Here is a 13,982-nt window from a genome sequence, read left to right as displayed (position 1 = left end):
CTACCACTGCTCGGTATAAATTACTGGTAATACCGGAACCGCTATTATGGTATAGGGTCGCCAACACAGGCATGCTAATTAGTGGCAATAGTGAGAAAAACAACTATCGTAGTTACAGACCATTCGCCAACGGGAATGTGCCGATTAAATATACAATGGCTCTTATTCCTGGATACATAAAAAAAATAATGCAACTTGAGAGTGAATTAGCTTCTATACGTGAAAATAGTTCATTATTTGGCATATCTAATAAACTCGATGCTTTATTCTCTCAACAGCAAGGAGGCTGGGCCCATGATCGATTTAATGTTCTAACTAAGCAATTGCATGATATTGAAGCACTTATCCAGTATCGTTCCAATGAAATAACAAATGTTATTACACGTGGATCAATACTTAAACGTGCAACTCGTAAAGCAAAACGAATTATCTTACGGTCATAGATAATACAATGCCCCCTGTAACTGCTAGCCCGTCTTTGAAACGGGCTTTTTTCTAAAAAATTCATGATATAGATGTTTTCGGACATCCAACATCATAAAAGGTACTTGCATCCAACCGGCTTAAAAGCACACGATATTTTCCAAATCGGCAACGTTGACATTTCCTCTGCCGTAGCTATTTCAAAGTTTACTGTATCTTACAGAATGGAAATGCGCTCTCGTTCCAAAACTAAACTTAGTGATGATTCACTGGACTTCTTTCGCGAAGGCTTTTTTACGTCCAAACGCTGGCTCCAATCCTATCAGGCAAACACAGCCATCAATGGGCGGTTATCTGATTTATTCAGTGGGTGGTGTAGGCCACACGACATCATCCGATGTATTGGCATCAATCCGACTTAGCAATACACGATATTTTTTCCACAGCGGCAACGCCGCAGTTTCTGCATCAGTCGCCATATCCAGATCAACGGCATCTTGCAGAACTGAGGTCCGCTCGCTGGCAAAATCCATCAATGCCGTTTTTTGCGACAAGTTGTCCGCAAGTTTATTTGCGTTCTGTGCAGCGATTTGGTCATCTGTTAGTGGTGGAGCAGTGAAAACACCACTTTTGTAGGTCCAGCCTATGCCTGCGCCACTATCATTAACTTTAATAGCTGTCGACCCATCTGGCGGAGTCCAATCGGTTTCTCCATCCCATAGAACCACGTTGATAATTTCTCCATCACTATTTATTACCGCGTAATCACTAACATTCATCAGGAATACTCCCATACAATTAACATGCCCGGATTGCCGGTTTTCCCTGTGTAACTTATAGCACCACTTGCGTAAGTACCATCCGCGCCTCTGCCCTGCCATCCACCAGGAAATGGAGAAGCTGGAGCGGAAAATCCACATGCTACTCCAGCTGTAACCTGAACTAACTGCGTAGAAAATGTCTCACCCTGAGAAGATGATATAATGAGTCCCGTAGAGGTATTGACCGCACCAGTGATGGGGTAAGCCCTACCTGCAATGCTTGAGGATGAAGAAGAAGTTGTTGCATCTGCAGGGTTGCCGCCGCCTAAAGACATGTAAGGGCCAAAATACGTTGCTCCACCATAATTATTCGCAGTGCCGCCTGAACCTACAGTAACCGTAAGAGGTGTTGAAATAGCACTGAGATCAAATTGGGATTTATTGTACTGTCCATGATAACCTGGTGGACACCCTCCAGTTTGACCGCTAGGGGCACTCCCAGATAGGCTACCTCCACCTCCAGAAATTGCTTCAACGATAATTTTTTTTGTTCCGGTGGTTGGCGTGTACTGCCCATTGTTAACAAATATTTGGACGTTGATGAGGCGTCCATTTAACGTGCCATCACTTGACCCGAGATTTTTCAAAGCTGCATTTTGCGCTGCTGTGCCAGCGGCGGCAATTTCAGAGAGATTATTGTTGATTTGCAACATCGACAACAAACTGCCGGCGGTAAGCATATTCGCCGCGATATCATTCGCTGACCATATCCTTGCTGTTGTCCCCTCCTGCCCGCGTAAAACCGTAAATGTGTCGCCACTTACCGCGGTTACGTGCATGATTTCTGTAATAGTGCCCGTTGCAGCATCAAGCAGTGTAAGCTTGAAATAACTGGTTCCGGAAACAGGTGAAGGGAATAAAGTACCAGTGCCTGTATTGACGGCGAGTGATGTCGCTGACGCGCTGATACCTGCAGCCAATACCGACGAAGCGTTATTGAAAGCCAAAAGTGTTAAGGCCATTTATCCTCCGGGATTTAGGCAATAAAAATCCGCCAACCTAATTTAAATGGTAAAATATTCACCATATTCAACCAAAGGCTAGGGGTTTTAAGATGAGTAATATTGCGGTGATTGTGATTAAAGCATTGCTTGCAATCATCAGTACTATGACGATTGTCCTTTCTGTAATTCTTATTGTTCTCATTTTTGATATGTGGGCTCAGGGTGGGATGCCACCATTCGAGAACATTAAATTCAGCATCTCACTTTTCTTTGTTGTTGTGTTGCTTTTAGTAATTTGCCAATGTTTGAAATTTCACTTATCTATTTCAACGGATGGCAGAGATCTGAAAGCAAAAAAACAAAAAGATGAAATCAAAACAAGAGTCGATGACGTAACTATTTAATCAACCAATGATAGTTACAGAAACAGGTTGATAAAAAGGCATATGTAGTAGGCCGCTATCAAAGGCCTGCTTAAACAGGGATGAGTATTCATATTCGGTGCTTTTTATCAATACGTTGGTGTCCTGTTGGTATGTTCGGGTGTTGAATCCGAATGTGTTATACAGGGCTGAATTAGTCAGCTTCCTGTACCCTTTGATGATTGATATGCTTGCACCGGCATCAGAGAATAAAACCGATACGCTCCATCGCTGGTCATTCGCGACATCCACACCATCAATACCGGTAAGGAACCGTATGATACGACGCTTCAGCCAGGGTATCGTAAAGTTAAATCCATCTCCTTTGTAATAGTTCCAGGTCATAATCCTCTTAAAGAGATCGTCGGAAACTACAACCTGGTCCGAATCATTTTTAACTTTCTTCCCGTTATATGGGAGCTGGTTGAACATGGCGGTATTGTATGGCCCGAAAACCTGACGCTTACTACTGATTAATACGGGGGGCTTCACTCCGTATATACCGCTCGCAATCCATTTAAGCTGTTCGCCTGCGTTAAACCCATTAATGAAAACCGGAAGATTGGCTTGTTTCATCCAATCAAATATTTCCTTTGCTAACGTATTATATGTATCAACAAAAGCCTGAATGTTTTCATCATCATTATACTGTGTATAAAGATACGATCTGATAATATCGTCCAGCATTTCAGCTACCCACGGTTACCCCATCATCAGCAATAAACCAGTAGCTATATGGATCGCCGCTGATGATGTTTGTATTGTCGTCAACGTTAGTTATTACTCCATTGACCGTCACCACAACATCGAGATTACTTATCAAGCTCATATCGAGTGTGGTATTAATTGCCTGAAGAAACAAATCTTTCAGATTATTGATGTTCAGAGGCTTACCGGCATAAATGCCATTTATGTAGGAAATAGACGGTGCGGTAACCAAGGACGCCACTGTTGCATCAGTTAAGTAATTTACCCCTTCAGTAGCCCATTTAAATCTGACCGTGACCTGCTGCTGCAGTGGGATAACAAACGGGATTAAATAACTATCCGGCCAGTCGTTAATTGACACGGTGTTATTTCTCAAATTCGGCGTGACTACGCCCCCGCCAGTCCAAGTTCCTGATGCAGAAGTGTTAACCCCGATGGAAAACGTATTGGGGCCAAGCACGGTGGCCGTTAACGATAACCCATTAATTCCCGTGATCCCCGTCAATCCATTAATTTGTATAATCTGACCGGTTGTATATCCATGCGTGATATCGGTGGTTACGACGCCGGGTGAGGCATTTGTTATACCCGTTACGTTTATCGTTGCCCCTTTGAGTCTGCTGATGTCACCTGCTGATTTATAAATTGCACCGGCCATCGAGAAAACATCACCACCGCCACACATGATGATCCAACCGGTGCCATCGGCAACTACGGAAACTAGGCGAGCCTGAACGTTGTCCACATCAGTAAGTTTTTGTCTGATAAACCCCGGGTACCCCTGCACGGTAGACATCCCCGCTTGCCATACTCTCTCCCTGAATTCGGCATTAGATTCAGCTCCGCCCGCTGGCGTTCCCGCTGTGGGATTGTTACAGGTAATTGAGATATCCGATGGCAGGCTGGTTAGAATCTGATTGACGGTGTTTGCCGGAACCGCCCAGGTTCCAGTAATCGTTGCCTCACAGGTCACGGCTGCGGTATTCCCGGATGTCGGGATAATTACAGCGTCCAGCAGCGTGTATTGGTAAGTTCCATCTGAGACGATAAATCCTTGCGGTATCGGGAAACCGGGAGGGCCAGAGAACACCACAGGGACGGTAGTGGAACCTTCCGTTTTCTGTGAGGCGACACCGTATTGCTGAGCCAGAGTGTTCAGCATCGTTAAATTTGCCGTCAGTGGCCCGACAGAGTTGATGAGGTCTACCCGGGCTTGATCGCAGATCAACAACGCACCGACGTTTGTACCTAAAATGTCTTCGATCAGGGACGCCGGCAATTCAGTCGTAATCCCAGGTGATTGTGCGGTTGCAAGGGTGACAAGCTTGCTACGCAAGTCAGCTGCAGTTTGTGGCACCGGCCCTGAAGCATCATAAATAACTGATAAATCGCTCATACGTATACCTGCGTGACAATTTTCGAACCTGAGTTAGTGATAACTGAGATGTTATAAGTCGGAGGATCATCAGAAATCATGGCTATTTGCAGCGACGAGAAGTATTGGCTGAACTGCTGTTGAACACGATTCACATAATAGGTGGGTAATATCTGCTGAATCACTGAGCCGTTTGCTGGTACCCCTTTATCCGCAAAGAAAGGTGATTCTTGGGGAGCTAACTTTAAGATTTGCACAAGGGTCGTGAGATATATCGCATCGTTAAAACCGTTTTCGTCCGTCTCAACGGCAACCCAGCGACCGGACGAATCGCGGCCATAAGTCCTCATTGCGTGATACTCCCATTAAAATTGCTCGTAGGCGCCCCAGTATTGCTTCCGCCGTTCCCGTTGGTATGAATGTGAGAGTTCAGCCACATGACCAATGATGCCCAGCCCGCATGCATGATCGCAGGGCTTGTACTGGCCTGACTGTCCTGAAGATTTCCTGTCGTTCCAGTGAGGCTCCATTGACCCTGAGTGAGGGTAAGAACACTGTCCCCTACCGTAACTTTGAACTGCGAAGGCGCGGCAATTGTCACAGCTTCAGGTGTCAAAAGAAAAGTGGTGTTGCTGCCCGCATCGCGGATTGTGACCCCTTCCGGCCCGTAAAGTGTTAACACATCCCCATCTACAGAATCCCATTCAGTATGACTGATAGGCAAAAATACCAACGCACTCAGATTTGCGGGAGGAGTGAGATCCGCTGTTCCGCCACCCTGACCGCTAACGCCACCAATATAGGTATCTGCCGGGATAACTATCCCGCGATCACCCGGTTGCATTGGGTACCTGATATACTGTGGTCCAAAGATTGGGATGGTCACTTTCGGCAATGTGTAAGGAATGTTTGTCAGGCTAAACGAAACAGTGATCATGTTCCCTGACCGCTTAATGACTGTAACCGGCAAAACTTTACCAGCGACTTCCAAAGCGTCCTGTATTTTGCGTTCGGTGAACTGGTTCATGTTTCTGCCGAAATTCAGCTTATTCCCGATCATTTTTTCGCAAACTCCGCTTCAGGATTGGCCTCAATAATAGTTATCCAGGAACCACCATCACGTTGCCGAATGTTGCCAACAAATCGGACAGACTGGACTTTAAATGAACCAGAAAATGCGGCGTCATCCCTGAACTGCGAATATGACGACGCCTGTATCATTGGGCGCGATTTCTTAGGCATCAGAATGACGTCACCCACCTGTATATCAGCTCGCATTACACAGGCCAGAGTTACCACGCCAAACCTTATCCAGGTGGGTTGCCCGATGAGGTCAGAGAATTCAATCTGGATGGGGTTGTTGTTACGGTAAACAGCACTGTTGCGTGATGTCTGGTCAGGATGGTTTGCGTAATCATTATCCGTCACGCGCAGCTCATTGCCATTAACAACCGCAATTTCAATACCTGAATACCCGGGGTCCCTGATCATCGATAATGAGAAATCTTTTAAATTTTTGGCTAACCCAGTCAAAGATCCACAATACATGGACCTGTCATGGTTAAGAACAAGTCGATTACTGATATTGATGTTGGGTTTATATCCGCCTAACGTCATGAAGCACTGCACTAAGGCATCAGATAACTTCTGACCTGCCAACCAGGGCAATGTCAGGTTTACTGGCGCAAGCGGAGCAGGATTGGAGGATGAGATTGGACCGGCAAAAATGATGAAATCAAGCCGTAATTCCGTGCCTTGCCAGTTGCCGAAAGCCTGAAATATCGTACCTTCAATGACTAATCCCTTCTGCTGGGGTTTAGCCAGCGGTAAGCCTTGGGACATCCCGGCGAAAAGCTGAATTTTTTTACCACTCATGTTCTGTCTGGCTTGCTGCATTTCCTGTGGGCTGATACCCCATACTGTTATATGGCTTTCCCCCTGCGGGGTAGACTCACCAAACCTGAGTATGTCGAATTCCACCATCAGCGCACCAGGGTTAAACACACCGTTTTTGAGGCTTGAATATTCCCGGTAAATTGTTCCATCGCTGTTGAATATTTTCATGTCGTAATAACGCATCAGCTCGTTACCTCAATTTGACCGTTGGATCCCCTCCAATACATAACCGTCTCAGAGAAAATTCCTGCAATGAGGTTTATTCCACTGTTGGTGGTGGATTCAATCAAAGGTATTGTGAGCAATCGACTTCCTGAGTTATCACTGATATTCAGGTACCAACGCTGCGCGGCGATATTCCATTTTATTTGGCAGTCGTACACTGAGCCATCCAAAACAGGCGTAAACGCCATGCTTTGTTGCTCATCACCAGTGAAGGGGTAGAGTTCTGTGCTCATATGCCAAACGTCCCTTTCAGTGAACTAATCAACCCGTTTATCCCGCTGGTCACGCCACTACCTAATGCTGTATTCCCCAGCGCTGATGCCGTATTTGTCCACGCACTACCGGTCTGTTTATCACCAGCATCGATTTTATTGAGAAAATTTGTGACGGCCTGGTCGGCGCTGGTTTCAGTAACCAGAGGCTGCTCAAAATCCCACAGCCATTGGCTCTGAGGGGTCGTCTCATTACCGCCCGTTACGTCGCGAACAGTTTTCAAAATACAGTTGCTATAAATGATCCCGGGGGTTGCGACAACATAGGTGCCGCCGAGATTCGCATGAGCCTGAAGAACAGCTTGTAACGCACTCAGCGTTACAAGTTTCGTCATCGCACCGGTGTTTTCGTTGATAGGTGTTCTCATCAGCAGGGAAACACGAAGCGGGTTTGCTAAAAGCGCATTTGCGGCCACTGTCTGATTTGCAAATGAATACGTGGCGATATCGTAATCAATCATTGTCGAGCCCTGCATGGCCGACCAATGACAGAAATATTTATCCAGATCAGTAAGCGAACTTGACCCGCCAATCAGGCTTGATACAAAACTGGCACTTTGCGTCAGCGCCACAATCGGCAGCATCCCGCCGGGAATGCTCTGGGCGATCCCTTCACTGAGAATTACCGGCGAGATCTCGAAGCCCAGACGATACAACTCTCTCGTAAAGGCCATTATCCGTACCCTCCAAGCTGTGTGCTGGTCACAATGGCGTTACCGCCGGTGTTGTTGTTAATGGTCAAACCACCGCCATTATTTCGCCGTTGGTTGTCCAGAATTTGCTGAAGTATCTGATCGGTTTTAGCTGAGCCTTTTTGCAGATTGTTTTGCTGCGGGTCATTCTGACCAGTATTAGACTGACCATACAGGGCCGCATACTGCTCCTTGACGCGGGAGGGATATTCAATATTCTCCTTACTCCCTCGTCGAATGCCCCCGTTGTAGTAACGAAGAGCCTCTTCAAGGCCACCGCCATTTTTTTCAGCGTACTTCATTCCATCGGCCAGCACACGCGCACCAGCCATGATGTTATCGCGAGGGTTGAACGGGCTCTCACCTGGTTGGAAATTCTGAGGCATTACCTGCATAAGCCCTTGCGCACCCGCTTTACTCACGGCATTCGGATCCCAGGAAGATTCGGCACCCGTGATGGACTTCAAAAGCTTCGAGTTCACATGAAACTTTTTAGCCGCTTCATCGAAATAATCGTCATATTCCGTTGGCGCAATACCTGAAATTTTCCGCCCTCGTTTAAGAAATCCCCAAACTCGCGGATCCCCATCAGTGCCGGGGATGTAACTTTGTCCGGTCTGAGGGTCTTTAACCTCCTTGTTGCTCAGCATTGACGAGCCTGATGTCACTCCATCTACCGTGAGATTTGTTTTCCCCGTTATCCAGTCAATTACCTTGCCTATGGCATGTCCAAGTCTCTCCACCCCTGTGATAAATGATTCCACATCAGATTTGAACTCAGGTGACGCCAGGTAATTTCCGAACTTCTGAATGCCGTTTGAAAGGCCATCAATCCATTTCCCCAGTTCTGGTGATTTGAGTACCGTATCAATGGCACCAGAAAAGGCGTCTGAAAGCTTACTGAGTTGCGGGGCCAACGGTGCCAGACCGCGGATAAACGAGTTTTCTATGCTAACGCCGCTGCGCTGGATTTGGACGTTGAAATCCTGCCATTGCTTTTGCGTCTGATCGCTCAGTTGCAATTGCTGGCTGTCCTGCTCTGCGCGTTTTTGCATTGCGTCGATTTCTGCATCGCTCATGTGCTTAAAGCGGTTCAGATCATCGAGAGAGAAGAAGTTCGTCAGTCCGTTAGCTTCCGCCCCCTGAAGCGTGCTGCCGTTGCGTACGAAGATATCCCGCGCACTGCGGATCATCTGTGGGAGGAGTTTCGCCGGGTCCTGGTCAGGATTTTTAATCCCCATAGCGCCGAACTGCCAACGTTTACCAAGATCAAGCTGAGCGTCACGAATTGCGCCCAGAGTGGCTACTGGATTGCCGAGCGCAGTTTGATAATTTACCGCACTGGAATTTAGGCCACCCGCTGTGGTGCCGAGCCCAAGCGCGGTGAATCGCTGCGCTGACGCACCAGCAGCCAGGCGATTTAATCCAAACAGACCACCCGCGCCGACAAGCCCAGAGAAAACGCCAACAATCGTGCCCCACGAAATCAGACTGGTCGTAGCATCTTTAATGTGGCCAGCCAGAGATTTGGCGTCTTTGGTTGCACCGTTCAGGAATTTCTGTGCGCCGCTGGTCGCTTTGTTAAAAACAGACTGGGTTTTGTTGGCCTTCTCTAAATTGCCGTTCAGCCGGTCGAGTCCGGTATTTATCGCAGCAATGGACGCCACGCCATCGGCAAACGCCTGCGCCATTGATTCAGAGTTAACCTGCGCGGTCTCGGTGGCTTTAGCGCTAACACCGATCCCCTGAGCCGCCTCACGCCATGCCTCAGGCAGCTCGCCAATGGCGCTCTGATACTCCCTGAATTTTTCGAGAAATGACTGAAATTTATCGTCATTGACGTCAATCTCAAGGACCGATTTAGCCACCATTGAAGTATCCCTTCTTGCTTATTTCTTCAAGAATGAACCGCTGCCTGAAATGCAGGGGGCTTTTATAATCCCCCAAATCATATTCGCGACAGAGATCCCTGAAGCCCTCGTTAGAAGCCCAGTCTAAGAGGGTATGTGTGATAGTTCCTGCGTGGCTGGCGGGTTCGGGGTATCGGTATCCGTTTTCAACGTCAGTAAAGAATCTTTGAACGCCGTAGCATTCAATGAGACGAGTTGCCCGCTGTACATCTCCAACGCTTTGCCAATAGTTGGAACGATCAGGTTCGCTTTCTGAATAGCCGAGGAGACCATAAAAAAAACAATCTCCCCTTCTACTTCACGATATTCATCATCGCTCAGGATCCCTTGTTTCAATGCGGTATCCAAGGGGGAGGATTTCCATACTCCGGCATCAGACCAGATGACCGTTGCCAGTCGCTGAATGTCGTCAACGATTGTTGGCGTACCAGCAGGTATTGAACCGTTTTCCTGCTGTGCCTTAAGGGTCTTGCGCAGCATCATCGCGGCCACGCGCGGAGCGCCGACAGTACCGACCAACGAAAAGAAGTTATTGAACATATTTCCCAGCAGCAGACAGTGGTTTTCAACCACCTCATACGGGAAAGGCACCACATGCAGATAGATCAGCGAACCATCATCCCGACTGATTGTGCTGACAAAATTCAGCTTTTTATCAATTTTCACGATGTTCAGTTCCACATATTGCTGTTGACCGGTACATATCCGGAAATTGTCACGACATAACCGGCATCGGTACCGTTGAGCAACAGTTCGTTGAAGTTCATCAGATAGCAATTCAGCGCGGTAACTGTCCCGAATGTGGTTGCATCAGGAGTGACTACGACTTCGCCCAGCGCCGTATCTACTGCGAACTGATTCTGATAGCTGGCCCCCAGACTTTGAGTTTTCAGTAAGTGGGCAGTAATCGTCACCTGCTGATAGGGAACCTGGCTACCCACCGTGCCGGCCATCGTGCCGATGATGTCGGTCGCCGGCCCTTCCGGCCGCACGCTGATCCCCTCTTTACCAAGGTATGAGGCCGTGATGTTTAATGCCGGGATATCGGTAACCGATAATGAAGCCTTAACGCGGTTAAGAAATCCCTGAGCAACTAAAGGATTTGGCATTTATTTTTACCCCACAAAATTGGTGACGTTGAGATTGAAGGTGATTGATTCGAAGCCGCGTTTTGGCGTCATGACAGCACTAAGACCGCCGTATTCACCGTCCGCATACGCTGATTCGTTGAGGCTGGTGTAACTGGAGAACGGTACGGCATTAATAACCGCGCTTCCAGAATAGTCACCTTCGTTGAAGTTCTCATTGAACGTGGTCTGATCGAGTTTTGTACTGATGACTTGCCCGAGGATGAGACCGTAGCTGATACCCGAGCGGAGAGTTTTCAGACCGCGTTTTTGCAGTCGATCGATGCCGTCCTGGTCGTAATATAGGGGGTTGATCGTGGTATTCGAACCGTTGATGACTTCGTTGGCCAAATCCAGTTCGAGGTTGATTGCGCACCAGGCCACGGAATACCAATAGTTGAATGGGTTGCCATCCAGCATGTGTCCGGCCACGATCATTTTGTTACTGAGACCTCCCTCAGCTGAATCCCCAACATAATTGATATTGTTGGCCTTTAATGTTTTCAGCAGCGTCCCATTCCCGGCTGGCGGATACTCAGTAACGCCGTACAAGAAGCGGTACGCCATAGGCGGAACCATGTTTGATGATCCCGGGTCATTCACCAGTGAAGATTGGAAGTGAGATGCCATAGAGAACTCAGTACCAACAACGGCAGGAGCTTCTACGCCTGCATAAACATTGGGGTAGGCCGCATTCACCCAGGCGGTGTAAGTATTGATCGTTGTCGTAACGAAGAATTTCACCAAATACTCCGGTGAGGTGTAGTTATTCACCAATGTTTTAAACGTGGGCTCCGTATCCCACTCTCGCGGGGCAAGATAGGAGAAAAATGTCTGGTAGGTATTGCCGAGAGAAACATCTTCAGCAATGAAATCACTCAGCGCTGAGACACCATCGGCAGAATCGCCGGTACCAAGTTCAAGAACGTAAACTGCACGGCGCGTCCCCTGAGCCCAGAACACCGTGTTCATCTGGTTAATTTCTAACGATGCAGGCGGTATCACGTTTCCTTGTGTTGTCACGGCGCCAGGGTTTGTGGTCAGAGAGTAAGTAAACTCTGTTGTGCTGGTTATCGTGGCCATTACAGACCCGTTATAGGCAGAAGGCGCAACACCGGAAATAGCAACCAGCACATCATCACCGATTGTTAAGCCATGAGGACTGGCTAAAGTGACCGTTACAACGCCAGTTGCCCACGCAATGCTGGTGGTCGCAACGGTTTTCAGATAATCGCTGAGGTCGGATGAGCCAGTCAGGAGCTGATATTTCCCAGGGGTTAATGTAGTCCCGCCCTGAGATATCATTGCTCCAGATTTTAAAAGTTGCGATGGCTTCGGCGGATTGAGGATTGAAATATTAATATTAACAATTGCCATTTATTTAGCCTCCGCATAAATGGTCGGGATTGACTTCGTGATCAGCTGGCGGGCGACGTTACGCATGCGCTGCTGGTAATAATTAATTTTAAATTTGACGGTTTTACGCATAGCGATAATATTCAGTTCGTTCTGGGTAACGCGCTCATCCTGCACAACGGGAATATTCATAACCCCCATCTCGGCTTCATCGCCCAACGTGTATTGCTGGATATATCGAAGGAAATCTTCAACTGCAGCATTTCGCAGGCCGGTAATAGAAACCGTTACGTCCTCGGTAACCAACTGCCACTGATTGTTCATTTCATCCAGGTAAAAGCCCCCGGCAATGGGTGCCGTATTGCTGCACTTGACCGTGGCGTACGGTGGCGCAAGGTTCTGGGTTGAGAGCATTGATGGAAACATAGGCATGAACTGGCTAAGGCCCAACCAGACCGGCAGCGAACTCGATACCACAACGTCCGTTAAATCAATATCGTCCGGAGAGTTGATAATTTGCGACCGCATGTGCGGGTAAACAGCCTCACCGGTGTAGTGATATGTGTTGGCCTGTTCGTTCAGGCCCGTCCGGCGAGAGAACGAAAACTGAATACCGAAAAACTCCCCAATGTAGAGAACTTCAGATCCAATGTCGTTGAACGGGTCGATATCAGCCTGAGCAGTAAAGGTGACGACGTTCCTATCATAAAGCTGCTCATCCTCCTGAATGCTTTCTGTGGTCAGATGCAAATAACCTTTCACATCAACCGTGTCGGGTTCAGGGTCAGCATCATCGGAAGTGATCGAAGCCTTCACCCAGAAAACAAAACCATCAAGGGGAAGGACTTTCCGAATATATTTCGTGAACGTAACAATGCCTGAGCGGCTGATATCGTCGATACCCTGCGCCAAGGCAGCATTAAGTTCAGTTTTTGCGGTTTGCTGTAGTTCACTGAGGGAAGGCATTTAATACCCCGCTAACCCATGAACGCATCGCGGCCTGATACGTTCCTGTATCAATGAACGAGGGACGCGGTTCGCCTTTTTTGTTTTTGAAACGCTTACTGATCCCCTTCAGCGCTCGAAGGGTCGGAACCCCGTCAGCTCCATTCATTTCCTGGTTATCAAGAAATGCTACGAAAAGGTTATGCACCTGCGACATGGATTCCGCCAAAGGGTCACGCGACGTCGGCGCACCAGCCAGAAGATTTTCAAGCCCCCCGGCAAGGTCTTTACTCATCAGATCAGCGATGTCTTGACCATGCCGATCAAAGAATGTCTGCATGATTTTGTATTTCTCCTCGAGAAATTCTGCCACATCACCAGTGGTCGTGTTTTCATCCTCGTAAGGAACATCAATCACGCCGAAATGAAGAGTGATCATGAAAGCCCCCAGAGGTCACCATATTGCTGAGCAATTTCCAGATACCGACGGCCATACGGGTCTTTGAGCTGTTGCAGATCTGCAAGGGAAAGGTTTTTCAGCGCGTCGCTAACCTCACGTGTTTGCCCGGTATTGTTGTCAAAAGATGAGCTGATAACACCGGCGGTAAAATTATTTAGGCCGAGTTTTTCTCTGATATCGCCAAAGACAGCCGTTGGCCCATAATTGATAAGAAAAGAAGCCGCGAGGTTATAAACTGCCTGCGAATAAAACAGGGGGCTGATATAAACAAGCTGCGGGTTTACCCAGTCGAGCGACAGAGCGTAATTATTCGCGATATAGGGAGAATCATCCGGCAAAGATTCCGCACTTACTTCGAGGATATCGCGAATAAAAAGAATGAATCCGGATAGTTCAGGCATGCTGT

The 13,982-nt window shown here is 47.8% G+C and carries 17 protein-coding genes and 1 pseudogene; 2 read left to right on the top strand and 16 right to left on the bottom strand.

Translation table 11 applies throughout. The annotated features are described in order from the left end of the window. Nucleotides 1–443: pseudogene (locus J1785_RS22020) on the top strand (hypothetical protein); the annotation flags it as partial. 339 nt (nt 444–782) lie between these two features. Here J1785_RS22020 and J1785_RS22015 read toward each other — a convergent pair. Further along, nucleotides 783–1,202 (bottom strand): tail fiber assembly protein, encoded by a 420-nt coding sequence (locus J1785_RS22015; protein ID WP_217220761.1) that lies wholly within the window; start codon nt 1,200–1,202, stop codon nt 783–785. Beyond that, the gene (locus tag J1785_RS22010; protein ID WP_217220759.1) at nt 1,202–2,206 is read right to left on the bottom strand and encodes a hypothetical protein; all 1,005 of its coding nucleotides are present in this window, start codon (nt 2,204–2,206) and stop codon (nt 1,202–1,204) included. Before J1785_RS22010 ends, J1785_RS22015 begins: the two co-directional genes overlap by 1 nt. 92 nt (nt 2,207–2,298) lie before the next feature. On the opposite strand from J1785_RS22010, the gene J1785_RS22005 reads away from it, so the two are divergent. Beyond that, a complete protein-coding gene (locus J1785_RS22005; RefSeq protein WP_217220757.1) occupies nt 2,299–2,592 on the top strand; it encodes a hypothetical protein in 294 nt (97 codons plus the stop codon). Here the strand turns inward: J1785_RS22005 and J1785_RS22000 are convergent, their stop codons facing one another. From J1785_RS22000 to J1785_RS21935, 14 genes are all read right to left on the bottom strand, one after another. Continuing rightward, nucleotides 2,593–3,297, bottom strand: coding sequence for a hypothetical protein (locus J1785_RS22000; protein WP_217139194.1), 705 nt, complete (start codon nt 3,295–3,297; stop codon nt 2,593–2,595). It lies immediately after the preceding gene. A gap of 1 nt (nt 3,298) precedes the next feature. Next, the gene (locus tag J1785_RS21995) at nt 3,299–4,714 is read right to left on the bottom strand and encodes a ubiquitin-activating E1 FCCH domain-containing protein (RefSeq protein WP_217220755.1); all 1,416 of its coding nucleotides are present in this window, start codon (nt 4,712–4,714) and stop codon (nt 3,299–3,301) included. Next, nucleotides 4,711–5,043: a hypothetical protein gene (locus J1785_RS21990; RefSeq protein ID WP_217139196.1), complete on the bottom strand. Its 333-nt coding sequence runs from the start codon at nt 5,041–5,043 to the stop codon at nt 4,711–4,713. Before J1785_RS21990 ends, J1785_RS21995 begins: the two co-directional genes overlap by 4 nt. After that, nucleotides 5,040–5,753: a hypothetical protein gene (locus tag J1785_RS21985; protein ID WP_217139197.1), complete on the bottom strand. Its 714-nt coding sequence runs from the start codon at nt 5,751–5,753 to the stop codon at nt 5,040–5,042. The genes J1785_RS21990 and J1785_RS21985 overlap by 4 nt, the downstream gene beginning before the upstream one ends. After that, complete coding sequence (locus J1785_RS21980; RefSeq protein ID WP_217220754.1) at nt 5,750–6,772, bottom strand: hypothetical protein; 1,023 nt, start codon at nt 6,770–6,772, stop codon at nt 5,750–5,752. The genes J1785_RS21985 and J1785_RS21980 overlap by 4 nt, the downstream gene beginning before the upstream one ends. Then, entirely contained in the window at nt 6,772–7,047 is a 276-nt protein-coding gene (locus J1785_RS21975) for a phage baseplate plug family protein (RefSeq protein WP_217220752.1), read from the bottom strand. Before J1785_RS21975 ends, J1785_RS21980 begins: the two co-directional genes overlap by 1 nt. Beyond that, complete coding sequence (locus J1785_RS21970) at nt 7,044–7,760, bottom strand: hypothetical protein (RefSeq protein ID WP_217220750.1); 717 nt, start codon at nt 7,758–7,760, stop codon at nt 7,044–7,046. The genes J1785_RS21975 and J1785_RS21970 overlap by 4 nt, the downstream gene beginning before the upstream one ends. Next, nucleotides 7,760–9,649, bottom strand: coding sequence for a lytic transglycosylase domain-containing protein (locus J1785_RS21965; protein ID WP_217220749.1), 1,890 nt, complete (start codon nt 9,647–9,649; stop codon nt 7,760–7,762). Before J1785_RS21965 ends, J1785_RS21970 begins: the two co-directional genes overlap by 1 nt. A gap of 123 nt (nt 9,650–9,772) precedes the next feature. Continuing rightward, complete coding sequence (locus J1785_RS21960; RefSeq protein ID WP_217220747.1) at nt 9,773–10,354, bottom strand: hypothetical protein; 582 nt, start codon at nt 10,352–10,354, stop codon at nt 9,773–9,775. 5 nt (nt 10,355–10,359) lie between these two features. Then, nucleotides 10,360–10,797, bottom strand: coding sequence for a hypothetical protein (locus tag J1785_RS21955; protein ID WP_217220745.1), 438 nt, complete (start codon nt 10,795–10,797; stop codon nt 10,360–10,362). Nucleotides 10,798–10,803: 6 nt separating this feature from the next. Then, nucleotides 10,804–12,192, bottom strand: a complete 1,389-nt coding sequence (locus J1785_RS21950; protein WP_217220744.1) for a hypothetical protein — start codon at nt 12,190–12,192, stop codon at nt 10,804–10,806. Then, nucleotides 12,193–13,137 (bottom strand): hypothetical protein, encoded by a 945-nt coding sequence (locus tag J1785_RS21945; protein WP_217220742.1) that lies wholly within the window; start codon nt 13,135–13,137, stop codon nt 12,193–12,195. Next, a complete protein-coding gene (locus J1785_RS21940; RefSeq protein WP_217220740.1) occupies nt 13,121–13,555 on the bottom strand; it encodes a hypothetical protein in 435 nt (144 codons plus the stop codon). The genes J1785_RS21945 and J1785_RS21940 overlap by 17 nt, the downstream gene beginning before the upstream one ends. After that, a complete protein-coding gene (locus J1785_RS21935) occupies nt 13,552–13,977 on the bottom strand; it encodes a hypothetical protein (protein WP_217220739.1) in 426 nt (141 codons plus the stop codon). Before J1785_RS21935 ends, J1785_RS21940 begins: the two co-directional genes overlap by 4 nt. Nucleotides 13,978–13,982 lie beyond the last annotated feature (5 nt).

Source organism: Rahnella perminowiae (assembly GCF_019049755.1).
Taxonomy (GTDB): Bacteria; Pseudomonadota; Gammaproteobacteria; order Enterobacterales; family Enterobacteriaceae; genus Rahnella; species Rahnella perminowiae.
Note: the sequence above shows the minus strand (reverse complement) of the source record. Positions and strands in the feature narration are given on the sequence as shown.

Coding starts and splice junctions, on each gene's coding strand:
- J1785_RS22015 (WP_217220761.1), bottom strand. CDS start 1,202: ATGAATGTTAGTGATTACGCGGTAATAAATAGTGATGGAGAAATTATC.
- J1785_RS22010 (WP_217220759.1), bottom strand. CDS start 2,206: ATGGCCTTAACACTTTTGGCTTTCAATAACGCTTCGTCGGTATTGGCT.
- J1785_RS22005 (WP_217220757.1), top strand. CDS start 2,299: ATGAGTAATATTGCGGTGATTGTGATTAAAGCATTGCTTGCAATCATC.
- J1785_RS22000 (WP_217139194.1), bottom strand. CDS start 3,297: ATGCTGGACGATATTATCAGATCGTATCTTTATACACAGTATAATGAT.
- J1785_RS21995 (WP_217220755.1), bottom strand. CDS start 4,714: ATGAGCGATTTATCAGTTATTTATGATGCTTCAGGGCCGGTGCCACAA.
- J1785_RS21990 (WP_217139196.1), bottom strand. CDS start 5,043: ATGAGGACTTATGGCCGCGATTCGTCCGGTCGCTGGGTTGCCGTTGAG.
- J1785_RS21985 (WP_217139197.1), bottom strand. CDS start 5,753: ATGATCGGGAATAAGCTGAATTTCGGCAGAAACATGAACCAGTTCACC.
- J1785_RS21980 (WP_217220754.1), bottom strand. CDS start 6,772: ATGCGTTATTACGACATGAAAATATTCAACAGCGATGGAACAATTTAC.
- J1785_RS21975 (WP_217220752.1), bottom strand. CDS start 7,047: ATGAGCACAGAACTCTACCCCTTCACTGGTGATGAGCAACAAAGCATG.
- J1785_RS21970 (WP_217220750.1), bottom strand. CDS start 7,760: ATGGCCTTTACGAGAGAGTTGTATCGTCTGGGCTTCGAGATCTCGCCG.
- J1785_RS21965 (WP_217220749.1), bottom strand. CDS start 9,649: ATGGTGGCTAAATCGGTCCTTGAGATTGACGTCAATGACGATAAATTT.
- J1785_RS21955 (WP_217220745.1), bottom strand. CDS start 10,797: ATGCCAAATCCTTTAGTTGCTCAGGGATTTCTTAACCGCGTTAAGGCT.
- J1785_RS21950 (WP_217220744.1), bottom strand. CDS start 12,192: ATGGCAATTGTTAATATTAATATTTCAATCCTCAATCCGCCGAAGCCA.
- J1785_RS21945 (WP_217220742.1), bottom strand. CDS start 13,137: ATGCCTTCCCTCAGTGAACTACAGCAAACCGCAAAAACTGAACTTAAT.
- J1785_RS21940 (WP_217220740.1), bottom strand. CDS start 13,555: ATGATCACTCTTCATTTCGGCGTGATTGATGTTCCTTACGAGGATGAA.
- J1785_RS21935 (WP_217220739.1), bottom strand. CDS start 13,977: ATGCCTGAACTATCCGGATTCATTCTTTTTATTCGCGATATCCTCGAA.